Source organism: Rufibacter sediminis, assembly GCF_014269285.1.
Taxonomy (GTDB): Bacteria; Bacteroidota; Bacteroidia; order Cytophagales; family Hymenobacteraceae; genus Nibribacter; species Nibribacter sediminis.
The window spans coordinates 159,934-183,304 of record NZ_JACOAF010000001.1; the positions used below are offsets into that span (position 1 = coordinate 159,934).

The window sequence follows — 23,371 nt, forward strand, 5'->3', positions numbered from 1 at the left end:
CCTTCCTTGATTAATAGATCGTAAGTAACGGAGTAACAGAATTTTAAACACGGATAAAAAAATGAGAAAGCACTACTATCTGTCCACCATCTTACTCGTGATTTTAATGGCCGGCCTCAGCGGCTGCCTGGGCTTCGGACACCGCAAATTCGGTTCTGATTACAGCTATGCGGGGGCGTTCCATAAGTATAAGACGTTTAACTTCATCACCCACGCCTCAGAAGAGGATAGTAGCACGCTCAAGAACTACGAGGTCCTGAAGAAATACATCCGGGAGCGGCTGGAGATCCAGGGCTACGAGTACAGTGATAAAAAGCCAGATCTGTTGGTGAGTTACTACATTTATTACAATGACCTGAACATGAAAGGCTATGAGCAGGAAGAGTTTGACATCTGGCTGGTGAACAATGATGAACCCACCAAAGAGCACGAAGGCTACAAGCCCATCAAAATGTACATGAGCCAGGGCACCTTGCTGGTGACCCTGCTGGACCATAAAAAACAGAACGCCGTTTGGCAGGGCTATACCTCCGGGGTGCTCTCAGACCCGTCCACCGAGAGCACGGCCTACCTAAACCGAGCCGTCCGGACCATCTTTGACCAGTACCGCGTTTTCCGGAAAGGCTATCTGCGGGAGAACTCCTCGGCGAACTAGTCTTGCCGGTCTAGCAAGAACACTAATTAACCATCGGGTTTCGGGGCTGATTTTCTAAAATCAGCCCCGAAACCCGATTCTGTTTTAAGGCTACTTTCCCAAAAACGGCCCTAAAACACATTTGCTTTGGGTAGGTGTACGGTTACCGGCTATTCTGTACATTTACAAAAAAGCGATTCTAAAATCCATGTCCCGCACTCCTTATCCCCTGGAACCCACCGCCTCTGAGCGCGTGGCGGTACAACAGGCTGTTGAAAGTTATATTCAGAATTTCCTGACCCAATTGCCCGCGCTGCCCGCGTATGTGGACACCCCAGAGAAAGGGGCCGGTCTACTGGAAAGCCCCCTGGAAGAAAATCCCATCTCCATTGAACACGCACTGGGCTTACTCAAATCTGAGGTAGACGTACCGGGCATCAACTCGGCCTCGGGCGGGCACCTGGGGTATATTCCGGGCGGAGGCCTGTATTACGAGGGTTTGGGCGACTACCTGGCGGCGGTCACCAACAAATACGCCGGAATTTTTTACTCGGCCCCGGGGGCGGTGCGCATGGAAAACCTGCTGCTCCGCTGGATGGCCAGCTTGATAGACTTCCCGGCCGATGCCGCCGGAAACCTGACCTCGGGCGGCAGCATCGCCAGTCTGATCGCTTTGGCAACGGCCCGAGACGCGCAGAAAATAACTTCCCGGATGATTCCGGATGCCGTTGTGTACCTGACCGCGCACGCCCATCACTGCTTAGACAAGGCGCTGCGCATTGCCGGGCTGGGAGAATGCCCGGTGCGGTACATTCCAATGGATGCCCGCTATCGCATGCAACCCGAGGCGCTGGAACAGGCAATTCTGGAGGACAAAGCCGCCGGACTTACCCCCTGGCTCATCATCGCCTCGGCCGGTACCACGGACGTGGGCGCCGTTGATCCGCTCAGCGCTATCGGCCAAATCGCTAGGCAACACCAGCTCTGGTATCATGTGGATGCGGCGTACGGAGGCTTCTTCGCCCTGGCTCCTTCGGGCAAACCTAAGCTGGAGGGGATTGCCCTCGCAGACTCCGTGGTGATGGACCCGCACAAAGGCTTGTTTATTCCGTACGGTTCCGGCGCGGTACTCATCAAAAACCGTAAGCAGACCGCCGAGACGCACCATTACCTGGCCAATTACATGCAGGACGCCCTCTCCGCCACCGAAGAAGCCTCGCCCGCTGATCTTTCCCCCGAACTCAGCAAACACTTCAGGGGTCTCCGGTTGTGGCTGCCACTGAAATTACACGGCGTAGGCGCTTTCCGTGGTGCGCTGGAGGAGAAACTGGATTTGGCTAAATACGCTTATGCGCAGCTACAGCAGATGGCTGGCGTGGAGGTTCCCGTTGAACCAGAGCTATCGCTGGTGATTTTCCGTTTTGTGCCCACCACCGGCGAAGAGGCGAATGCCTTTAACCAGAAGCTGATCAAAGCGGTGCAGCAAGACGGACGGGTATTTCTGTCCTCTACCCTGCTGGACGGGAATTTCATGTTGCGCCTGGCCATCCTTTCGTTCAGAACCCACCAGGAGACCATTGATCTGGCCCTGCAGATTCTGCGGGAAAAGGCAACTGAAATAGAACAGGACTACCGGAGCTAAGCCGACACCTGCTCTTAAACGAGGTGAAAAGGCTATTTACCGGAGGTGGTGAGTTTGATGGTGTCTTTCGTCTCCACGCCTACCAACGGGAACTCTCCGTTTTTCAGGAACAGATCACCGTTTTTCGTCAGCAAGGTCAGGTTGTCCAGCTCAATTTTCCAGTGGTAATTGCTTCGGTTGAGGTATAAGACGGCCTGGGAAACAATTTCGGGGGTGGTGTCACCCAAGGCCAGGGAAAGGTGCGGCACCCACACCTCGGGGTGGTAGTAGGCGCTAATCTCCTGGCTGATGAGGCAAACCGCTTTGTGCAGCTGCCGGTGGAATTGGTTTACTTTAGAAGTTCGGAGGATGGGAATGTACAGGACGGGCTTCTCGCCCGGGAAAATGCCCAGTCCGTTGGTGGTGATCCTGAACCGGCAGCAAATTCCCGCCGCGTGGCCTAAGGTTCTCTGCAGATTGGGCAGGCTCCCGTCGTTCACCGTCAGCCAGGTGATGTGCGGAAACGGCGTTTTCTGCACTTCCTTCAGCCCAAATTCGCGCTCCAAGCCGTAAATCAGCTGGTTCATCCTATCAGAATGTTCGTCATCGAGCAAAGAAACAATAGCTACCATAGCGTATCAGATAAGCGTTTTAGGGCTGGTTCTCCAAAATAACGTGATAAACAGGCAAACGTTGAGTTATACGCTTTAATATTCCACCGGAAGGCAACACGCTGAGAAACAGCTCAAATGAAAACAGTTGAAGCAAGTAGATGTTTCAAGTTCTGTTTCAGAGCTTGTGCTCATGTTTAGAAAGCTCACAGGCGTCGCAACAAACCTGTACTTTATCACTTCTTTAGAAGGTTTAGAACTCCCATTTTAGAAAGGCCAGATACAAGGCTATCGGCAATTTCGGAGTGAAAAGCAGCAGTGTAGTGCACTTTATCCACGTACCGGTTGGCCGAACGGCTTTGTTGGATATCCGCTAGCCAGAGAGAATTAAATTGATCTGCGCTCTTTTTCCATTCCTGAGACATTTGGCCATACCCGCAACCCGGATAACAATCCTTTGCCTCCTGAGCCGTTAAAAAGTAAACATCTTTGGGGGTGTAGTTGAAACAGGAAATAGGTTGCCAGACAAACACGCTAGGGATAGCAGCTTGTTTGGCGACAGCCTCAATCATTTTGCGGTTCTGCCAGTAGCGTTGATGAACCACCTGTATAGAATCTGCGTGGCAGCTGTACTTTGGTTCCGGCAGTTCAGGAGAAATACCCAACAAACGGTAGCGTAGAGAGCGGGCCAATCGGCTAATGGATAATCCTTGAAACCAATATTGAAACAAGGTGCCGGGTTTCTGGTCAAACAGCGCTTGCGTCTGCTCTACAAACTCCGGTTCTGGCTGGGCATATTCATTCAGGCCATCCACAAAAACCACTACATCTGGCCGAGCCCCTTCCAGCAGTAATTTCTCAAAAAGCGCCCGTTCCTGCACGGAATAGTAAAAGCCCCGACCAAAATTATAGCAGCGTATTTTTGGGTCTATTTTTTGGAAAGCACGCTGTAAATGCGAGGGCAACGTTTCTGAGTCTGCCACTCCGTAGCCAAAGGTGGTGGATCCGCCAAACACAAAAACATTGACAAACTGGGAATCCAGAGGCCAAGGCCCTTGCTCCCAACCCATCCTGAAGCCAGCTGGGTGCACATTCAGGTACTTACCCTGGAAGGCGGCTTCCTTGAAACCGGTAAAGCTTTCGTATTGTTGTTTTCGGGTCCAGGTTTCGGTAAGCAGCACGTCCTGCTCCTGATCTGAATAGGAAGGATACACCGATCGCAAGGCTTCTCTGCCGTACTTCTGCACAATAGGATTCGTCTTCTTAAGCTCCTCATCTTTGTAGAAATAAAACAGGGAGAGTAACATGTTGAGCAACAAGACCAACATCAACAGGGTAAAAACCTGCACTGCCACGAATTGATACCCAGACGCCCATTTCTTGTACATAAGTCCTATCTTTCAGGGGGCAATTTGAGAAAATTCAGAGTTTTTTAATAATGAGTGAATTCGTTCTGGGCATATCGGCCTATTATCATGATGCGGCCGCCTGTCTGGTGGGGAAAGGGAAAATTTGGGCGGCGGCACAGGAAGAGCGTTTTACCCGGAAAAAATTTGACGAGTCATTTCCTGAGCAGGCCATCCGATATTGCCTCTCTGAAGCCGGGATCACGCTGTCAGAGGTGAAGGCGGTAGTGTTCTATGACAAGCCTTTATTGAAGTTTGAACGGTTGCTGGAAACTTATTATCAAAATGCCCCCGCGGGATTTTCCTCGTTCCAGGCTTCCATGCCCATCTGGTTGAAGGACAAGCTTTTTCTAAAAACCACCTTGCAGAAAGCGTTCAAAGAAATGGACCCCGAGGCAGCCCCTCCGCTTTATTTCTCAGAGCACCATCTTTCCCACGCCGCCAGTACCTTCTATGCCTCAGCCTTTGAAGAGGCAGCCGTCTTAACCATTGACGGAGTGGGCGAATGGGCCACGGCGGGTATATACCATGGCCGGGGAACCCAGCTGAAATCAGTGGTTGAAATGAAATTCCCAGACTCTGTGGGCCTGCTGTACACTTCTTTCACCTATTTCCTGGGCTTCCGGGTCAATAGCGGGGAATACAAACTGATGGGCCTGGCACCTTACGGCCGGCCTGAACAGGCCCAAAAGCTCACGAAGAAACTAGAAAAAGAACTGGTCATATTGTACGACGATGGGTCTCTTACTTTACATCAACCTTATTTCCAATATGCCACTGGCTTACGGATGATCCATGAAAAGAAATGGGAGCAACTATGGGGATTTCCAGTGCGCTCCTCTTCCGAGCCTTTGAATCAAAACCACGCTGACCTGGCCCTGGCCATTCAACTGTTCACCGAGGAGGTAGTACTACGCATGGCGAAAACCGCTAAAAAGCTTACCGGAAGCAAAAACCTTTGCCTGGCTGGTGGAGTGGCTCTGAACTGCGTAGCCACGGGTAAACTGGAAAACTGCGGCATTTTTGAAAAGATCTACACCCAACCTGCCAGCGGTGATGCAGGAGGAGCCTTAGGTGCAGCCTTGGCATTTAGCCATCTTTATTTGAATCATCCCCGCCTGAAGAACAATGGTTATGACGCCCTGCAGGGCTCTTACCTGGGTCCATCCTTTTCAGAAAAGGAGATCGAAAATGCCCTTCTCCAAAGTAGCTTTCAGTTCAACTATATCGCTGACTTAGATCAATTAGTGGACCATACCGCTTCTCAATTAGCAGAAGGAAAAATAGTGGGCTGGTTCCAGGGCCGCATGGAGTGGGGACCGCGGGCTCTGGGGAACAGAAGCATTCTAGCTGATCCCCGCAGCTCCAAAATGCAATCTATCCTGAACCTCAAAACCAAGCACCGCGAGGATTTCCGGCCCTTTGCCCCAGCTATTCCTTTAGAGTACAAGGCTGCTTATTTCGAGAATGCGTCGCCTTCGCCTTACATGACCACCACCACGCTCCTTAGAGCAGAACACCGCCTTCCTGTAGCGGAGCATTTTGCCCAAGCTGACATAAACACAAAACTCCAGACCCCCAAAAGCAACTTACCCGCCATCACCCATTCAGACTTCTCTGCCCGGGTACAAACCGTTACCCCAGATACCAATGAGCGTTTCTGGAAACTCCTGCAAGCCTTCGGAAAGAAAACCGGAACCCCTGTGCTGGTCAACACCAGTTTCAACGTCAACGAAGAACCCATTGTCGCCACTCCCGCAGATGCCCTCAGATGTTTTAAGAGCACTGAGATAGATATGCTGGTATTAGGTAACTTTGTGGTCAGTAAACCTTGAACGACATGGATTCCTTGAAAGAGCTTTGGCGGTACATGCTCACCCGAAAGAAATGGTGGCTCACCCCTATTTTGTTTTTACTTCTACTTTTGGGCTTATTGGTGGTGGCCGGCGGACCAGCTGCGTCCTTCATTTACGCTCTTTTTTAAAATGGCCTCTAAACGCCTTGAGACCTTGGAGGCCGCCATTTCGCTGGTGGTTCCTCTGCTCTTTTTCTACATCTTCTGGTTTCCTAACCTCCTCTTAGTGGTAGTAGCCGGGGCAATCCTGGTTCTGGCGCTGCTTTCAGTTCCTCCTGTTCCCTGGCTCCTGCAGAAATGGATGGCTCTGCTGCATTTTGTTGGCATCATCAACACTAAAATTCTTCTGGCGATTCTCTTTTTTGGGGTGCTCACTCCTGTTGCCTGGGTATACCGCCTGTTCCATAAGCCAGCAAAAAAGGAGAACTCCAACTTCGTTCAGAGAGACCACACCTTTAGTGCCTCTGATTTTGAGCGCACCTTCTAATATCATAAAACTCAGCTCTGGTTTTGCGGCTGCTTTCTGAAAATAGCCTCCAAACCTCCCCTTCTTGCTTGAACAAAGCGGCTGGTACTCTCCATCCGTTCAAGGCACGTTTTACAGGTTTTGGCTGTTACTACTCTGTTAAAATCCTGCAGCTGCAAATGGCGGACGCCTGATAATTTTCAAAGTGTTACCTTTGCGCCCAGATATAGTTTGATCCATGATTTCCATTAATAACCTCAACTTCCATTTCGGGAGCCGCACCCTGTACGAAGACGCCAACCTGCACATCAAACCCAAGGACAAGATTGGGCTGGTGGGGCTGAACGGAACCGGTAAATCCACCTTGCTACGCCTGCTGGTAGGCGAATACCGTCCCGATGGCGGCAGCATCCAGATGGGCCGCGAGATCACCCTGGGTTTCCTGAACCAGGACCTGCTTTCCTATGACACCCACGAGAGCATCCTGAACGTGGCCATGCAGGCCTTTGAGGAAGCCATCCAGCTGCAGCACAAGATTGACGAAGTGCTGCACCAGATGGAAACCGACTACCAGGACGAGCATATTGACAAGCTAGCCAAGCTGCAGGAGCAGTTTGAGGCGCTGGACGGCTACAACATGCAGATCAAAGCCGAGGAGATTCTGGAGGGTCTGGGCTTTACCACGCAGGAACTGCAGCAGCCCCTGAAGACCTTTTCGGGTGGATGGCGCATGCGCGTAATGCTGGCCAAGATTCTGCTCCAGAAACCGTCGCTCCTGCTTTTGGATGAGCCTACCAACCACTTGGACTTACCATCCATCAAATGGCTGGAGACGTACCTGAGCGCGTACGAGGGAGCCGTGGTGATTGTGTCCCACGACCGCGAGTTCCTGGACAAAACCATCAACACCACCGTGGAAGTATCGGGCCAGAAACTGAACGTCTATGCCGGTAACTACAGCTTCTACCTGGAGGAAAAGGAACTTCGGAACGAGATCCAGAAAGGCGCCTACGAGAACCAGCAGCAGCAGATCAAACAGGCCGAGCAGTTTATCGCCCGTTTTAAGGCAAAAGCCACCAAAGCGAAGCAGGCCCAGAGCCGCATGAAGGCGCTGGAGAAGATGGAACGCATTGAAGACGTAGCCGGCGATGCCCCGGTGGTGAACTTCAAGTTCCAGTTCACGGTGCAGCCCGGCCGCAACATCCTACGTCTGGAGAACGTGAGCAAAAGCTACGGCGAGAAACTCATCTTCAAAAACACCAACGTCAACATTGAGCGCGGTGACAAGATCGCGTTGATTGGCGCGAACGGAAAAGGAAAATCGACCCTCATGCGCGTCATTGCCGGCGATGAACCGGTGAAAGGCGAACGGCAGCTGGGCCACAACGTGATCATGGCGTTTTACGCGCAGCACCAGTTAGAGAGTCTGCACGTGGAGAACGAGATTCTGCAGGAAATGGTGCAGGCGGGCAGCCGCCGGACCGAAATGGAATTGCGCGGCGTGTTGGGCTCCTTCCTCTTTACCGGCGACACCGTATTCAAGAAGATCAAAGTCCTCTCCGGGGGCGAGAAAAGCCGCGTGGCCCTGGCCAAAACGCTGATCTCGGAAGCCAACTTCCTGCTGCTGGATGAGCCTACCAACCACTTGGACATGCAATCGGTGAACATCCTCATCCAGGCGCTGGAGCAGTACGAGGGTACGTTTGTGGTCATTTCCCACGACCGCTACTTCGTGGAGAACGTGGCCAACAAGATCTGGTACATCGAGGATTACGAGCTGAAGGAATACCCCGGCACCTACCACGAGTACGAGTACTGGATGGAGCAACGCGAAAAAGGCGTCAGGAAACCAACTTCGCAGGTAGCCACGCCTAAAACCCAGGCCAAACCCAAGCCTACCGCCAGCCAGCAGCAGGAATTGGAGCAGGAGCTCAAGCGCGTGAACCAGAAAATAAAACAGATAGAAGGCCTGGTGAACGAACTGGAAGGCAAGCTGAAGAACTGCGAAAACAAACTGGCCCTGCCCAGCACCTACGCCGACCCCAACGCCCTGCACGAAGCCACCCAGCAATTCAACAAAGTGAAAGCCCAGCTAGACAAAGAGCAAAGCGTCTGGGAACAACTCATGGAACAAGTAGACGAACTGGAAAACCAGCTGAAGTAAAGCTTACAAAACCTCACCGGTCATTGACAATGGTGAGGTTTTGCGTTTTGCGCCCGTTTTCGAGAAAACAAGCCTAAAACATACTTTGATCTTCCAACGCTTTGCGTGGTCCTACCTTCTTTTTCGTTTTGGACGGGTTTTCCAGAAATCAGCCCCAAAACGTTGGCCTTGGCGAACGCCGGCCCAAGAACTTCTCAGATAACCAATGCTCAGCGGTTCTCCGTAGAGACATAAAAACCCCAACATGACACTACCTTTCAACTGGAAAAACGGAATAATGGCCCTCACGGTGGCCGCCGCCGCTCTCACTGGATGTGTACCCGTGGAGTCTTCCAGCACCGGAACCGGCGCCTCGGGCACGGCCGCCATCCGCTTTGAAGACGCCGTCTATAACCCCGATGTCCGCTCGGTGCAGTTCTATGCTTTAAGCAACAACGTGGGCGATGTGCTGGCCCCCCCGGTGGTCTCCCTGGAGCAGTCCAGCGCCTTGGTATTGGAATTTGACCGGATGACGGCCCCGCGCGGACGGGCGGTGGTGAAACTCCAGCATTGCGATGCCCGGTGGCAACCGTCCCAACTCCAGCCGCTGCAGTTTGTGCAGGATTACAATGAATTCTACATTCAGGAAGTGGACCCCTCGGGCGGCACCAAGGTACCGTACTGGCACTATAGTTTCCGGTTACCGCGGGTGAAACTCAGCGGAAATTACGTCATGGAAGTTTCTGAGGAAGGCGGAAGCCCCTTGCTGACCCGTCGGTTCGTCATCTATGAGCAGCAGGTGCAGGTGGCCTTACGCCCGGTGGCCACGCCGGGAGCCGGAGACCGCTACGAGCGGCAACAGCTGGACTTCAACATCCTCTACGGCCAGTACCCACTCGTCAATCCGTCACAGGAGATCAAAGTGGTCATGCGCCAGAACCACCGCTGGGACAACGTCAAGTACTTCACCCGCCCCACGTTCATCCAGGAAGCCCAGCGCCGGCTGGAGTACCAGCTCTTTGACGTGGAACAGGCCTTTCTGGGCCTGAACGAGTTCCGGGCCATTGATACCCGCAGCGAGCGCTTCAGTGGCTTTGGCGTAGAGCGCCGCGATGTGTCCGGCAGCCCGGACCGGGTGTTCGCCATTACCGGCCGAAGCCGCGCCCGCGAAGTGTACAGCACCCAGCCAGATGCCAACGGGAAATTCATCTTCGGGAGCCGCGAGTACGGAAACGCCCCCCTCAACGCCGATTACCAGCAGGTCACGTTCTCCCTGCACTCCCCGGAGCCCGCTCCCGGCCCCGTCTACGTGTTTGGCGCGCTGTCTGACTGGCAATTACAAGAGCCCTTCCGGATGACCTACGATGCCGAGAAACAGCTCTACACCGGCACCGCGCTGCTCAAGCAAGGCTACTACAACTACTACTTCGCGGTGAAAGGCGCCAACGGCCAAGCCGATGCCCGTTACTTTGAAGGCAGCCACTTCTCCACCGAGAACGTCTACGATGTGCTGGTCTATTACCGTCCGCCCGGCACCCGCGCAGATCTGGTCATCGGGTACTCCACCATCCAATTCAATCCGCAGCGGTAGACTTGTTGATTGCTTATTGCTGATTGTTAATTGCTGGTTGTTAATCTCAGAGATGCGGTTTACTGAGTTGAACCATCATCTCCTAAAGAAAGGCATAACCTAAGCTTACCCTGGCGCGAGTCTCCAGACTCGTGCCTCCGGGTCTCGGGTAGTCTCCTGACTACCCTCGCTGCCCCGCAGCGAAACCGGGCTGGTTTGCTCCCCATATAAAAATGGCTTCGATATACTTTCATGTGTAAGAAAGTAAATCGAAGCCATTGAAGTTGTAAAGCCCTTGGTTCCCGGCGAGTCTGGAGACTCGCTTCATCCATCGGCACGAGACTGGAGTCTCGCGCCAGGAACGTTTCATGGCCTTGTGCCACGTCTGCTAGTTTCTAGCCTACTTTTAGAAAACACGCCTAAAACGACTAATCCCACTACAGCAACGCATCAGACCTCGTAGTGTCCGGAGGACCTACGAGTGTCTCTGCCTATAGAGAGTCAGTTCCGTTTTAGGGCCCTTTTCCTGAAAAGAGGCTAGAAACGCTTGCGTTCCAGATAGGCTTTCAGTTTAGAAGTCAGGACCTCGTTGATGCGCACGTATGATTCCTGGGTCCAGCCGGCGATGTGGGGTGTTAGAATCACGCGCGGGTGTTGCATCAGATAGGTCAGGCGTTCCTGCTGCGCGGGGTTCAAGGTCTTCAGCTTTTCATTCTCCAATACATCCAGGGCGGCGCCCAGCACTTTCCCGGCTTTCATGGCTTGCACCAAAGCGGCATGATTCAACACCTCGCCGCGGGCGGTGTTCAGGAGCCACAGAGAGTTCTGGAAACCGGAAAGCACGGCCTCGTCCACATAATGGTGGTTTTCTTTGGTGTACGGGATGTGCAGGCTGAGCACCTGGGCTTTCTCCTGGATTTCCGCCAGCGATGTCAGCCGCACGTGCGGGTACGGGTTTTCTACTGGCTGATGGTCATAGGCCAGCACGTTGCAGTCAAACCCCATCAGCAGCTTGGCGAAGGATTTGCCCATGTGCCCGTAGCCGATGAGCCCGATAGTTTTGCCGCCAATTTCCTCGCCCCGGTTGTCTTCCCGCAGCCATTGGCCCTGCCTGATCTGCCGGTCGCCTTGGGTGATTTTCCGGAAAAGCGCCAGTAAAAGGCCGAGGGTATGATCGCCCACGGCATCGCGGTTGCCTTCGGGGGCATTTATCAGGGTGATATTGCGGGCTTCCAGCACGCCGTCATCTATGTTGTCTACGCCGGCGCCGGCCCGGGCCAGAATCTCCAGTTTTGGGGCACTTTTCAGTAAATCGGCCGTTATTCGCATTTTGCTGCGCACCACTAGCATCTGGTACCCGGGGAGTAAACCCGGCACTTCTTCTTTTTTGACATCGGGCAGATACGTCACCTCCACGTCCAGGTTCTCCAGCATGGGCATGAGGCTCTCGTGCATCAGGTCGATGACGAGGCAACGGAACGGGGTTGGGTTGGCTAAGGTCATAGGCAAAGGAAGGTCTGGCAAGGATTGTCTCCAGCCCTCAGATCAAAGGTTCAGTAATAAGTGGGCCACCATAAAATAAACGGCTAGGCCCAACAGGTCATTGGCGGTGGTGATAAACGGACCGGCGGCCACGGCGGGGTTCACGCCGTATTTGTCCAGGATCATGGGCGTGACGGTGCCCATGAAAGACGCCAGCAGCACCACGCTGAACAAGGCCACGGCCACCACGATGGACAGGGTTATCTGCACCCCCAGCAGTACGTTGAACCCAAACACCAGCCCAGACATGACCAAACCGTTGATGATGGCGACCAGCAGCACCTTCACGATCCGGGAGGTGAAGTTATCGAACATGACGGTTTTGTTGGCCAGCGTCTGGATGATGATGGACGAGGATTGGATGCCCACGTTTCCGCCGGTGGCGGTGATGAGCGGCGTGAACATGGCCAGCGCCGGAATCACGGAGATATCGCCCTCAAACAACCCGATGAACCTTGCCCCCAGCAAACCGCCCACCATGCCTACCATCAGCCAGGGCAGCCGCGCCCGAGACAAACGGAACACGCTGTCGTCTTCCTCAATGTTCTCGGTGATACCGGTCATGAGCTGGCGGCTCAGCTCGGCTTGCTCCTGGATCACGTCAATCACGTCATCGATGGTGATACGGCCCAGCAGACGGCCCTGGATGTTCACTACCGGGATGGCGTCCAGGTCATACTTCTGCATGACAGCCGCTACTTCCTGCTCGTCCTTATATGACTCAATGGAGATGACATCAGCGTCGTAGATCTGGGAGATGGGCGTGTGGTCGTTGGAGAGCAGCAGGGTTTTCATGCCCAGGCGGCCCACCAGTTTGTCGCGGTCGTCTACCACGTAGATGGCGTAGACCTTCTCCACTTCCTCGGCCTGGCGGCGGATCTCCTCAATGCACTGTCCTACCCGCCAGTTCAGGTTCACCTTGATGAGCTCCTTCGCCATGAGACCACCCGCGCAGTCTTCGTCATAGTGAAGGAGTTCGATGATGTCGGCGACGTGTTCCTGGTCTTCCAGCAGGGCGATGATCTCTTCCTTGCGCTGCACCGGCTGCTCGTTGAGCAAATCCACGGCGTCATCAGAGTCCATCTCGCCAATGTAGCGGGCAATCTCCTCAATGGTGAAGTTCTTCAGGAAATTGGTGCGCACGTCTGAGTCCAGGTCGCTGAGGATCTCGGCCCCCACCTCGGCGGGCAGCACGTCCATCACGTACTTGCTCTGCTCGGTGTTGAGTTCGTACAAGACGGTGGTGATGTCCACGGCGTACATTTCCTCCATGTTGGAGAGCACGAACTCGGCATCGCGGCGCTCAATGGCGTCTTCTATCTGGTCAATGAACTCGCGGGTGATTTCAGACTGCATGCTGCTGGATCAGAAGGGTCAGGTTGATAAAATCGGTCACGGAAAGCTGCTCGGCGCGTTTGTCAAACAAGGCATCCTGGGCAACTTCCTGCGGAAGGTTAAAGGGTTTCAGGCAATTACGCAGCGTTTTGCGGCGCGTGGCAAAACTGGTCTTCACTACTTTGAAAAACAGTTTCTCGTCGCAGGGCAGTTGGGCCACCTCGTTGCGCGTGAGCCTGATGACCGCGCTTTTCACTTTGGGCGGCGGGTTGAACACGTGCTCGTGCACCGTGAACAGGTACTCAATGGTGTAAAACGCCTGCAACAGCACGCTCATGATGCCGTACGTTTTGGAGCCGTGCGGCGCGGCAATGCGTTCGGCCACTTCTTTCTGGATCATGCCCACCACTTCGGGCACCTGGTCGCGGTGGTCCAGCACCTTGAAGAAGATCTGGCTGGAGATGTTGTACGGGAAATTTCCGATGACGGCAAACGGGCCGGAGAACAGCGTTTTAAGGTCGGTTTTCAGAAAATCGGCAAAAAGCACACGTCCGTCCAGCTGCGGAAAATGCTCGTTCAGCCAGGCGATGGACTCCCGGTCAATGTCCACGATGGTGGTCTTGTATTCGGGGTGATTTACCAAAAACTGGGTTAAAACGCCCATGCCGGGCCCCACCTCCAGGACTTCCCGCACCCCGTTAGGCAGACGCAGCGCCTCCACTATGTTCTGGGCAATGTTGAGGTCAGTAAGGAAATGCTGACCCAGGTGTTTCTTGGGCTGGACGGGCTTCACTGGTTTTCGGTTTCCGTTTGTTAAGGCTATATTGCAGCTCAAAGATACACATCTTATGCGCACAGAACTGACCTACGTAGCAACATTACCGGCTAATACCAGCACCGCCGTCTTAGTTCCGGGCCACGAGCACCTCCCCGAGGAGCTTTTCTCCCAAGATGAACAGGAATACATCAGCCGCCAGCTGGCTCTCAAGAGCACGTTGGTGACGATCAATAGATACACCCACCAGCTGTACCTGGTGCTCACCGATCCCAAACGCAAGGAAACCGAAACCCAGGAAGCCCTCCGGAAAGCAGGCCATGCCCTGCACCAACGCCTCTCCGCCGACAAGGTGGACCACGTGGTGTTATTGGACGGGGCCGATGGTGAGGCTTCGCTGTTTGTAGCCGAAGGTCTGGTGTTGAGCAATTACTCGTTCCAGCGCTACAAAACCGAGAAAGCCACTCCCCCGCTCCTGAAATCGGTCGCCATCACGGGTGTAGGCGTATCGCAGACCCAGGTCATGGAACTGTCTCACCTGCTCGACGCCGTCTACCAGACCCGCGACCTCATCAACACGCCTCCCAACATGCAGACGCCAACGATGCTGAGCGAGCAGATCCAGGAGATGCTCCAGGATTCTGGCGTGCAGGTGGAAGTGCTGGACCAGGTGCAGATCCAATCCCTGAAAATGGGCGGCTTACTGAGCGTCAACCAAGCCTCTGATGAATCGGCTACCTTCAACATCCTGGAGTGGAAACCCGAGAACGCCACCAACGCCCAACCCATCGTGCTGGTGGGCAAAGGCGTAGTCTATGATACCGGCGGACTGAGCATTAAGCCCACGCCCAACTCCATGGACTACATGAAGTCTGACATGTCAGGCGCGGCGGCCGTCACCGGAACGCTGTACGCCCTGGCCCATAACAAAGTGCCCCTGCACGTCATCGGCCTCATCCCGGCCACCGACAACCTCATCAGTGGCAAAGGGTTCGCCCCCGGCGATGTGATCACCATGCACAGCGGCCACACCGTGGAAGTCCTGAACACCGATGCCGAAGGTCGTTTGATCTTAGCCGATGCCCTGCACTTCGCCAAGCGCTACAACCCCGCCCTGGTGATTGACATTGCCACGCTCACCGGAGCCGCCGCCCGCGCCGTGGGCCGCGAGGGCATCGTGATGATGGGCACCGCCGATGATTTACTGAAAACAGACCTGAAACTGGCCGGGGAGATGGCCCATGAACGCCTGGTGGAGTTCCCGCTGTGGGACGAGTACCAGGACCACCTGAAATCCGACATCGCGGACCTCAAGAACATCGGCGGAGCCGAAGCAGGCGCCATCTCGGCGGGCAAGTTCCTGGAGTTCTTCACCAATTACCCCTGGATTCACCTGGACATCGCCGGTACGGCCTATCTGCTCAGCCCAGACTCTTACCGCGGCAAGCACGCCACCGGCAGCAGCGTCCGGTTGTTGTACCACTTCCTTACCTCACAAGCCACTGCTTAATCAATGGAGCACAGAACCAAGCCTCGCATAGGAATTACAATAGGAGATATCAGCGGCATTGGGCCGGAAGTCGTACTGAAAACCCTTTCTGATAACCGGGTACTGCACTACTGCACCCCTATTATATACGGCTCCGCCGGGGCGGTGAACAAATACCGCAAACTGCTGGGTCTGGAGAATTTCAACTTCCAAACCATCCAGTCGTTTGACCAGCTGCACCCCAAGAAAACCCACGTCCTGAACTGCCTGGAAGAGGAGATTGAGTTCACCCCGGGCACTCCCACGGCTGCTACCGGTCACCTGGCCCGCACGGCCTTGCTGCGCGCCGCCCAGGACCTGAAAGACGGCCATATTCAGGCGGTGGTGACGGCCCCCATTGACAAGGACAACACCCAGGGCGAAGGGTTCCAGTTCCCGGGCCATACCGAGTTCTTCACCACCTTCTTTGACGCGCCGGAGAGCCTGATGTTTCTGGTCGCCGATGATTTCAGGGTAGCCACCGTCACCGGCCATCTGCCTTTAAAAGAGGTTGCTCACCGCATCACCCCAGAACTGCTCATCCGCAAGCTCACCATTCTGGACAACTCGCTGCGCCGGGATTTCGGGATTCAGAAACCTAAGATTGCGGTGCTGGGGCTGAACCCCCATGCCGGGGAAAACGGGCTGCTGGGCACCGAGGAAACGGAGATCATCCTGCCGGTCATTGAACAGCTCAAGAACAAAGGCAACCTGGTGTTTGGTCCCTTCCCCGCCGATGGCTTCTTCGGGACGCGCAGCTACAAGAAATTCGATGCCACGCTGGCGCTTTACCATGACCAGGGCCTGATTCCGTTCAAGACCATCGCCTTTGAGCGGGGCGTGAACTTCACGGCCGGGTTGCCCATTGTGCGCACCTCCCCTGACCACGGCACCGCCTATGACATTGCCGGGCAAAACAAAGCCGACGAGACCTCGTTCCGGGAAGCCCTGTTCGCCGCCGTGGATATCCTGCGTGTGCGGGCAGAGGCGTAGGCGGAAGTAAGGAAGAAACAATTGAAAGCGTTTTAGGGCTGATTTATTGAAAAAGGCCCTAAAACGCTTTGCTTTATACATCGCTTTCTAAGCCGGGGAAATGGGTTCTTTGCGAAGAACAGCCGTACAAGAAAACAGGTCCACCGGTTTCAAACCTAGAGGTACAGGTATCTGGCTCATAATGAACTAGTCCTGTTTAGAAGCTGTTTTGCCCAAGACAAGCCCGAAACGGCTATTTATTAACCAGCGCAAAAAAGGCATTTGTATTTTATAATTCAGATATTCTTGCTAATTTTGCGACTTGCAAAAAAAGAGGCAACGTGAAGGAGATTAAGAAATACGATATCAACCTTGTCAAGCTGGGCAACAAAAGCCACGGCTACGAGTTTGAATTGGATAACCGCTTCTTTGAGTTGTTTGAGCAGGAACTGATCCTGGGCGGCAACTTGAAGGCAGTGGTAGAGCTGCACAAATCGGAGCTTCTTTTGCAGTTTGACTTCCACATCCAGGGAACCGTCCGCCTGATCTGCGACCGGAGCCTGGAGGAATTTGAGCACCCGCTGGAAGTGGAGCAAACGCTGCTCGTGCGTTTCGGCCCGGAAGACCTGGAACTGGACGTGAACGTGTTGCAGATTACCCCTGACACGCAGTACATCAACATCGCCCAGCACCTGTATGACTACATCGGGCTGGCGATACCCATGAAAAAGCTGCACCCCAGGTTTGTAGAGGAAGATCTTGAACTGGAGGATGATCCGGAGGCGGAAGGCCTGCTGATTTACTCCACCGGCTCTGACGGAGACGAGGAGGACGGAGATGATGACGGGGAGGACGATGGTCCGGTAGACCCGCGCTTCGCCGCCCTTAAAAAGTTAAAATAAGTTTATAACCAATTTTGTAATAATTACCTGAGATGGCACATCCTAAGCGAAAAATCTCCAAAACCAGAAGAGATAAGAGAAGAACGCACGACAAAATCACTCCAAAGGCGATTTCTATCTGCCCTAACACCGGTGAGGTGCACCAATACCACAGAGCGTACGTGGTAGACGGAGATCTGTACCACAACGGTAAAGTGGCCATCAAAAATTATACCTCTGTTGCGTAATAAAGCTTGCCTAGACAGGCTTTATTTTAGTTACTTGTAGGATAATTTACGAAACACGCTTTACATGAAAATAGCTCTGGATGCAATGGGCGGCGACTTCGCCCCCGACGCAGTTGTAGAAGGCGCACTTTTGGCGGCTGAGACTTTGACGAATGAAATTGAGATTTTCCTCATTGGAGATGAAGTCAAAATCAATTCCCTCCTCAAAAAGCACGGCTACACCGGTTCCAGAGTAAAGGTTGTTCACGCATCTCAAGTGATTGGGATGGGTGAACACCCTACTAAAGCCCTCACCCAGAAACAAGACTCCAGCATAGCGGTAGGTTACGGCATGCTGGCCTCTAAAAAGGTAGACGCTTTCTGCAGCGCCGGTAATACCGGCGCCATGTTGGTAGGCGCTGTCTTCAGCGTGAAACAGGTAGAAGGCATCCTTCGCCCGGCCCTGGCCAGCTTCGTCCCTAAATTAGCGGGCGGATACGGGGTCATGCTGGACGTGGGAGCTATCGCAGACTGCAAACCCGAGATTCTGGAGCAGTTTGGCGAGATTGGTTCCATCTGTGCGCAATACCTGCTGGACATTGAGAATCCGCGGGTAGGCCTCATGAACTTAGGGGAAGAGGAAGGAAAAGGCACCATGGTGACCCAGCCCACCTACAAACTCCTCAAAGAAAACAAATCCATCAACTTTATCGGGAACATTGAAGGGCGCGACCTGTTCAATGACAAAGCCGACGTCATTGTCTGTGACGGGTTCACCGGTAACGTGCTTCTCAAAATGGCAGAATCTATCTACGATATCCTGCTGGAGAAAAAAATCTCTGATCCCTTCTTTGATCGCTTCAACTATGAAGCGGTAGGCGGAAGTCCGATTCTGGGCGTGAACGGCAACGCGGTCATTGGCCACGGTGTATCCAGCCCTACTGCCATCTGCAATATGCTCCATTTAGCCAACAAGATGGCGGAGTCCCATATCTCAGATAAATTCAGAAAATACTTTAGCGCCTAATTGTGCGCCCTTTCACCAGACATTCCTTCAGAACGTTATGAGCAAAATTACCGCCGCCATCACTGGTGTGAGTGGCTATGCCCCGGAGTATGTGTTAACCAACCAGGAGTTGGAGACAATGGTAGAAACCAACGATGAGTGGATCGTTAGCCGTACCGGGATCAAAGAAAGACGCATCCTGAAGGGAGAAGACCAGGGCACCTCCGCCATTGCCATTCCGGCGGTACTGGAACTGCTGAAGAAAACCAATACCCAGCCAGAGGAAGTAGACCTGCTCATCTGCGCCACCACCACCCCAGACATGGTGTTCCCAGCTACGGCCAACATCATCTGCGCCGAGGTGGGCGCCGTGAACGCGTTTGGCTATGACCTGCAGGCCGCCTGCTCCGGTTTCCTGTTTGCGCTGGCCACCGGCGCGCAGTTTGTGGAGACCGGCAAATACAAGAAAGTGATTGTGGTGGGGGCAGATAAAATGTCCGCCATTGTAGATTATACTGACCGCGCCACCTGCATCATCTTCGGGGATGGCGGCGGGGCCGTGATGCTGGAACCTAACACCGAAGGGTTTGGCGTACAGGACAGCATCCTGAAGTCAGACGGAACCGGGGCGCAGTTCCTGCACATGAAAGCCGGCGGAAGCCGCAGACCCGCCACCCAAGAAACCCTGGACCGGAGAGAGCATTACGCGTTCCAGGAAGGCCAGCAGGTGTTCAAGTTCGCGGTGAAAGGCATGGCCGATGTGTCTGCCGAAATCATGGAGAAGAACAACCTCACCGCCGATGACATTGCCTGGCTGGTGCCCCACCAGGCCAACAAGCGCATCATTGACGCCACAGCCAACCGCATGGGCGTGGGCCCGGAGAAGGTCATGATCAACATCCAGAAATATGGCAATACCACCAGCGGCACCATTCCTTTGTGCCTGTGGGAATTTGAAAACCAACTCAAAAAAGGTGACAACGTGATTCTTGCCGCTTTTGGCGGTGGTTTCACCTGGGGCTCCATTTATCTGAAATGGGCGTATGACCCTAAGTAAGGACCTCGTTTTTAAGGCACTTTTCTGAAATAGATCAAAAAATTCGGCTATCTTTGGCCGAATTTTTTTATGTCCGAACGGGAAAAACCCACCGGCATTTTAAACCGAAACCCACAACTACTTATGGCAACTACCGCTGATTTCCGCAACGGGCTTTGCATTGAATTCAACGGCGACCTGTGGCTTATCACTGAGTTTCAGCACGTGAAACCCGGCAAAGGTCCAGCCTTCGTGCGTACCAAACTGAAGAACATCAAAACCGGCAAAGTGGTGGACAACACCTTCACCGCCGGCGTGAAAGTAACCACGGCCCGTGTAGAGCAGCGCCCGCACCAGTTCATCTTCAAAGATGACTACGGCTACAACTTCATGGACATGAATACCTTTGAGCAGGTAACCTTGAACGAGAAACTGGTACCTTTTGCTGACCTGATGAAAGAAGGCCAGGAAGTGACCATCCTGTTCCACGCCGAGACGGAAACCCCGCTCACCGCTGAACTTCCCACGTATGTAGAGCTAGTTATCACGTATACAGAGCCGGGCATCAAGGGAGACACCGCCACCAACGCCTCAAAACCAGCCACCGTAGAAACCGGGGCCACTATCTCTGTTCCGTTGTTTATCGGGCAGGATGAAAAAATAAAGGTAGACACGCGTACCTATACCTACGCCGAACGAGTAAAATAGAACTATGAAAGCTAAGGAAATCCAAGAACTGATTGATTTCATCGCGAAATCAGGCCTGAACAAAGTTGACATCGAGACTGAGGAATTCAAAATCTCAGTGGAGCGCGAGGCGAGCCAGAAAGTGAAATTTGTGCAAGGAGCTAGCCCTGCCGCCCCAGCGGCATTGCCTGCGGCCCCCGCAGCCCCTGCCCTGCCCCAGGCTCCCGCTGCTCCGGCCGCCCCGGCTCAGCCCGCCGCCGATGACACCAGCAAATACGTGACCATCAAAGCCCCTATGATCGGGACGCTGTACCGCTCTGCCAACCCAGAGTCTCCGGCGTTCGTGAACGTGGGCGACGAGGTACAAAAAGGCCAGGTGATCTGCATTATTGAGGCCATGAAGCTGTTCAACGAAATCGAGTCTGAGATCTCAGGCCGTATCGTGAAAGTGCTGGTAGACAACTCCAGCCCGGTAGAATACGACCAGCCGTTGTTCTTGGTAGATCCTAGCTAATGTGCTGATTTTTTAATGTGCTGATGTGCTACTTTAAGTGCGGGTGGAATTTCATGACTTCATTTAGTTCCCTCCCTGCTTTAACTAGTTCATTAGCACATTATTTTTTTGAATCATTAGCACATCAGCACATTTACACATTAGCACATTAACTACATGTTCAAAAAAATACTTATTGCCAACCGTGGCGAAATTGCGCTGAGGGTCATCCGGACCTGCAAGGAAATGGGCATTAAAACGGTAGCCGTGTACTCTACCGCCGACAAGGAAAGCCTGCACGTACGCTTCGCGGATGAAGCGGTGTGCATCGGGCCGGCCCCATCGTCCCAGTCGTACCTGAATATCCCTAACCTGATTGCGGCTGCGGAAATCACCAACGCCGATGCCATTCACCCGGGCTACGGGTTCCTTTCTGAAAACGCTGAGTTTTCCAGAATTTGTGCCGAAAACGGCATCAAGTTCATTGGCGCCTCTCCGGAGATGATCAACTCCATGGGCGACAAGTCCTCGGCTAAGGAGTACATGAAAAAAGCCGGCGTGCCTACCATCCCGGGATCGGAAGGATTGTTGGCTTCTGCCGAGCAAGGCAAGAAACTGGCGGCCAAAATTAAATATCCGGTCATCATCAAAGCCACGGCGGGTGGCGGTGGCCGCGGCATGCGCATCATCAAATCAGCTGATGAGTTTGACAAGGCCTGGAACGATGCCCGTCAGGAAGCCAAAGCCGCTTTCGGGAACGACGGCATGTACCTGGAGAAATTCGTGGAGGAGCCGCGCCACATCGAGATCCAGATCGTGGGCGACCAGTACGGGGCCGTTTGCCACCTGTCTGAGCGTGATTGCAGCATCCAGCGCCGTCACCAGAAACTGATTGAGGAAACTCCTTCGCCGTTCATCTCAGACGAGCTGCGCGAGCGCATGGGTCAGGCCGCTATTGCCGGTGCCAAAGCCATCAACTACGAAGGCGTGGGGACCATTGAGTTCCTGGTTGACAAGCACAAAGATTTCTACTTCATGGAGATGAACACCCGTATTCAGGTGGAGCACCCCATCACCGAGGAAGTTGTGAACTATGACCTCATCAAGGAACAGATCAAAGTAGCCGCCGGAATTCCTATCTCCGGCAAAAACTATTATCCACAGATGCACGCCATTGAGTGCCGTATCAACGCCGAGGACCCGAAGGCCGGTTTCCGCCCGAGCCCCGGCAAGATCACCGTGCTGCACATCCCGGGTGGCCACGGCGTTCGCGTAGACACGCACGTGTATGCGGGCTACACCATTCCTGCCAACTATGACTCCATGATCGCGAAGCTGATTGTGAGTGCCCAGACCCGGGAGGAGGCCATCGTTAAGATGAAGCGTGCCCTGAGCGAGTTTGTGATCGAAGGCGTGAAAACCACCATCCCGTTCCACCTGGCCATGATGGACGACAAAAACTTCAACGAAGGCGATTTCACCACCAGCTACCTGGACACCTACGATTTCACTAAGTTTTAAGAAAAACAGGCTTAAAACAGAAAAGCAGCTCAGAGGGGCTGCTTTTCTGTTTACCGGGAAGTAGAGATGAAAATGAAAATAGGGTTATCCTTCGTCACGTTTTGCCTTCTCGCGGTTAGTACCAGCTGTACCAAACAGCTCTTCGTGAAGGTAGAACAGCCACCCGCCCATGCGTTCCCCAAGCAGGACAGGCACTTACTGATTGTTCCACTTTACCAGGCTGCTTCCCTCTACAAGAAGAAGGAAAAGGCCGAGGTGTACCAGTTTGCCGCCCAGGAAGCCATTGCGGGCGCAACTACTTTTTTCCGGAAAGACTCCAGCTACCACGTGCAGGTGGCAGATAGCCAATTGCTGAACCGGTTTAACCTCCGTCCTCAGAGGATTTCCGCCAGCTACGTACAGCAGATTTGCCAGGAGAGGAAGGTCTCTCAGGTTCTGTTCCTGCAGGAGGTGACCGCCGATATTCAAAGAAGTGATGTAACTCTGGGGAACCTGCTCAGGTCACCGCTGCCCTCGCTGGGCCCCCAAACGAACACCTGGCACTACAGTCTGCTCCTGACCACCCAGTGGGCGCTGTATGACCAAACGGGAGCTCTCCTGGACTCAACGCATGTCACGGCGCGTAAACCGTACGTGTTTAATGAAAAGATGACGAAGGAAATGACCTTGGTGGGTCCTGCTCTGGAAAACTCACTAGAAACGGTGCATTCCGTTGCGCTGGCCAACGGACAGGCGTACGCCCAACGATTCTTTCCGAAAGCAATCGTGGTCCATCGGCCTTACTACCGCACGGGAGCGCTGGCCCCCGCCGCCGAGTGGATTGAAATCAGAAACTGGAAAGAGGCCGCCGAACTACTTCTCCCGCTGGCGCAGGATGCCTCCCCTTCCACCGCTGCCAAGGCTGCCTACAACCTCGCCTTGATGAGCGAGGCCCAAGGCAACCTGGAGGAAGCCAAGCAATGGGCCCAACTTGCCGCCAGTGCTGGCAACCGCCTGGCTCGCAAAATGCTTTCAGACCTGAAGTAAAGTTGATACCCCCTGAAAATCGGATCGCCCGTTTCA

Annotated in this window: 22 protein-coding genes; 17 read left to right on the forward strand and 5 right to left on the reverse strand. The window is 53.8% G+C overall.

Features of this window, described 5'->3' with window-relative positions; genetic code table 11:
* The first annotated feature begins 61 nt into the window (after positions 1-61).
* Together H7U12_RS00710 and H7U12_RS00715 are read left to right on the forward strand one after the other, a co-directional pair.
* Complete coding sequence (locus tag H7U12_RS00710) at positions 62-655, forward strand: DUF4136 domain-containing protein (protein WP_186631321.1); 594 nt, start codon at positions 62-64, stop codon at positions 653-655.
* A 187-nt stretch (positions 656-842) separates the two neighbouring features.
* Positions 843-2,276, forward strand: coding sequence for a pyridoxal phosphate-dependent decarboxylase family protein (locus tag H7U12_RS00715; protein ID WP_194362485.1), 1,434 nt, complete (start codon positions 843-845; stop codon positions 2,274-2,276).
* 32 nt (positions 2,277-2,308) lie between these two features.
* Here H7U12_RS00715 and H7U12_RS00720 read toward each other — a convergent pair whose 3' ends face one another.
* Entirely contained in the window at positions 2,309-2,887 is a 579-nt protein-coding gene (locus H7U12_RS00720) for a 2'-5' RNA ligase family protein (protein ID WP_377163084.1), read from the reverse strand.
* Between the two features lie 215 nt (positions 2,888-3,102).
* The gene (locus H7U12_RS00725) at positions 3,103-3,936 is read right to left on the reverse strand and encodes an SGNH/GDSL hydrolase family protein (protein WP_186631327.1); all 834 of its coding nucleotides are present in this window, start codon (positions 3,934-3,936) and stop codon (positions 3,103-3,105) included.
* A gap of 368 nt (positions 3,937-4,304) precedes the next feature.
* On the opposite strand from H7U12_RS00725, the gene H7U12_RS00730 reads away from it, so the two are divergent.
* The 5 genes from H7U12_RS00730 (at position 4,305) to H7U12_RS00750 (ending at position 10,327) form a co-directional block, all read left to right on the forward strand.
* Positions 4,305-6,107, forward strand: coding sequence for a carbamoyltransferase family protein (locus H7U12_RS00730; protein WP_186631330.1), 1,803 nt, complete (start codon positions 4,305-4,307; stop codon positions 6,105-6,107).
* A 35-nt stretch (positions 6,108-6,142) separates the two neighbouring features.
* Positions 6,143-6,256 carry a DUF5989 family protein gene (locus tag H7U12_RS22505; protein WP_241749012.1) on the forward strand — a complete coding sequence of 38 codons (114 nt, stop codon included), beginning with the start codon at positions 6,143-6,145 and terminating at the stop codon, positions 6,254-6,256.
* Between the two features lies 1 nt (position 6,257).
* Positions 6,258-6,614: an SxtJ family membrane protein gene (locus H7U12_RS00740; RefSeq protein ID WP_186631336.1), complete on the forward strand. Its 357-nt coding sequence runs from the start codon at positions 6,258-6,260 to the stop codon at positions 6,612-6,614.
* A 217-nt stretch (positions 6,615-6,831) separates the two neighbouring features.
* The gene (abc-f, locus tag H7U12_RS00745; protein ID WP_186631339.1) at positions 6,832-8,757 is read left to right on the forward strand and encodes a ribosomal protection-like ABC-F family protein; all 1,926 of its coding nucleotides are present in this window, start codon (positions 6,832-6,834) and stop codon (positions 8,755-8,757) included.
* A 244-nt stretch (positions 8,758-9,001) separates the two neighbouring features.
* Positions 9,002-10,327 (forward strand): type IX secretion system plug protein, encoded by a 1,326-nt coding sequence (locus H7U12_RS00750; RefSeq protein WP_186631341.1) that lies wholly within the window; start codon positions 9,002-9,004, stop codon positions 10,325-10,327.
* Between the two features lie 516 nt (positions 10,328-10,843).
* On the opposite strand, the gene H7U12_RS00755 is transcribed toward H7U12_RS00750, so the two are convergent.
* The 3 genes from H7U12_RS00755 to rsmA are packed head-to-tail and all read right to left on the reverse strand — an operon-like array spanning position 10,844 to position 13,976.
* Complete coding sequence (locus H7U12_RS00755; protein WP_186631344.1) at positions 10,844-11,809, reverse strand: NAD(P)-dependent oxidoreductase; 966 nt, start codon at positions 11,807-11,809, stop codon at positions 10,844-10,846.
* Between the two features lie 42 nt (positions 11,810-11,851).
* Positions 11,852-13,204, reverse strand: a complete 1,353-nt coding sequence (gene mgtE / locus H7U12_RS00760) for a magnesium transporter (protein WP_186631347.1) — start codon at positions 13,202-13,204, stop codon at positions 11,852-11,854.
* Positions 13,194-13,976, reverse strand: coding sequence for a 16S rRNA (adenine(1518)-N(6)/adenine(1519)-N(6))-dimethyltransferase RsmA (gene rsmA, locus H7U12_RS00765; protein WP_186631350.1), 783 nt, complete (start codon positions 13,974-13,976; stop codon positions 13,194-13,196). Before rsmA ends, mgtE begins: the two co-directional genes overlap by 11 nt.
* Before the next feature lie 55 nt (positions 13,977-14,031).
* On the opposite strand from rsmA, the gene H7U12_RS00770 reads away from it, so the two are divergent.
* The 10 genes from H7U12_RS00770 (at position 14,032) to H7U12_RS00815 (ending at position 23,335) form a co-directional block, all read left to right on the forward strand.
* Positions 14,032-15,468: a leucyl aminopeptidase family protein gene (locus tag H7U12_RS00770; protein ID WP_186631353.1), complete on the forward strand. Its 1,437-nt coding sequence runs from the start codon at positions 14,032-14,034 to the stop codon at positions 15,466-15,468.
* 3 nt (positions 15,469-15,471) lie between these two features.
* On the forward strand, positions 15,472-16,479 hold the full coding sequence (gene pdxA / locus H7U12_RS00775) for a 4-hydroxythreonine-4-phosphate dehydrogenase PdxA (RefSeq protein WP_186631356.1): 1,008 nt from the start codon (positions 15,472-15,474) through the stop codon (positions 16,477-16,479).
* A gap of 320 nt (positions 16,480-16,799) precedes the next feature.
* Positions 16,800-17,360: a YceD family protein gene (locus H7U12_RS00780; RefSeq protein WP_186631359.1), complete on the forward strand. Its 561-nt coding sequence runs from the start codon at positions 16,800-16,802 to the stop codon at positions 17,358-17,360.
* A gap of 32 nt (positions 17,361-17,392) precedes the next feature.
* Complete coding sequence (gene rpmF, locus H7U12_RS00785; RefSeq protein WP_062544815.1) at positions 17,393-17,587, forward strand: 50S ribosomal protein L32; 195 nt, start codon at positions 17,393-17,395, stop codon at positions 17,585-17,587.
* A gap of 64 nt (positions 17,588-17,651) precedes the next feature.
* Positions 17,652-18,593 carry a phosphate acyltransferase PlsX gene (gene plsX, locus H7U12_RS00790; protein WP_186631362.1) on the forward strand — a complete coding sequence of 314 codons (942 nt, stop codon included), beginning with the start codon at positions 17,652-17,654 and terminating at the stop codon, positions 18,591-18,593.
* Between the two features lie 37 nt (positions 18,594-18,630).
* Positions 18,631-19,629, forward strand: a complete 999-nt coding sequence (locus tag H7U12_RS00795; protein ID WP_186631365.1) for a beta-ketoacyl-ACP synthase III — start codon at positions 18,631-18,633, stop codon at positions 19,627-19,629.
* Between the two features lie 123 nt (positions 19,630-19,752).
* A complete protein-coding gene (gene efp / locus H7U12_RS00800; protein ID WP_186631368.1) occupies positions 19,753-20,316 on the forward strand; it encodes an elongation factor P in 564 nt (187 codons plus the stop codon).
* Between the two features lie 4 nt (positions 20,317-20,320).
* Positions 20,321-20,809: an acetyl-CoA carboxylase biotin carboxyl carrier protein gene (accB, locus tag H7U12_RS00805; RefSeq protein WP_186631371.1), complete on the forward strand. Its 489-nt coding sequence runs from the start codon at positions 20,321-20,323 to the stop codon at positions 20,807-20,809.
* Between the two features lie 156 nt (positions 20,810-20,965).
* Positions 20,966-22,309, forward strand: a complete 1,344-nt coding sequence (accC, locus tag H7U12_RS00810; protein WP_186631374.1) for an acetyl-CoA carboxylase biotin carboxylase subunit — start codon at positions 20,966-20,968, stop codon at positions 22,307-22,309.
* Between the two features lie 66 nt (positions 22,310-22,375).
* Positions 22,376-23,335 (forward strand): DUF6340 family protein, encoded by a 960-nt coding sequence (locus tag H7U12_RS00815; protein WP_206683843.1) that lies wholly within the window; start codon positions 22,376-22,378, stop codon positions 23,333-23,335.
* Positions 23,336-23,371: the final 36 nt, after the last annotated feature.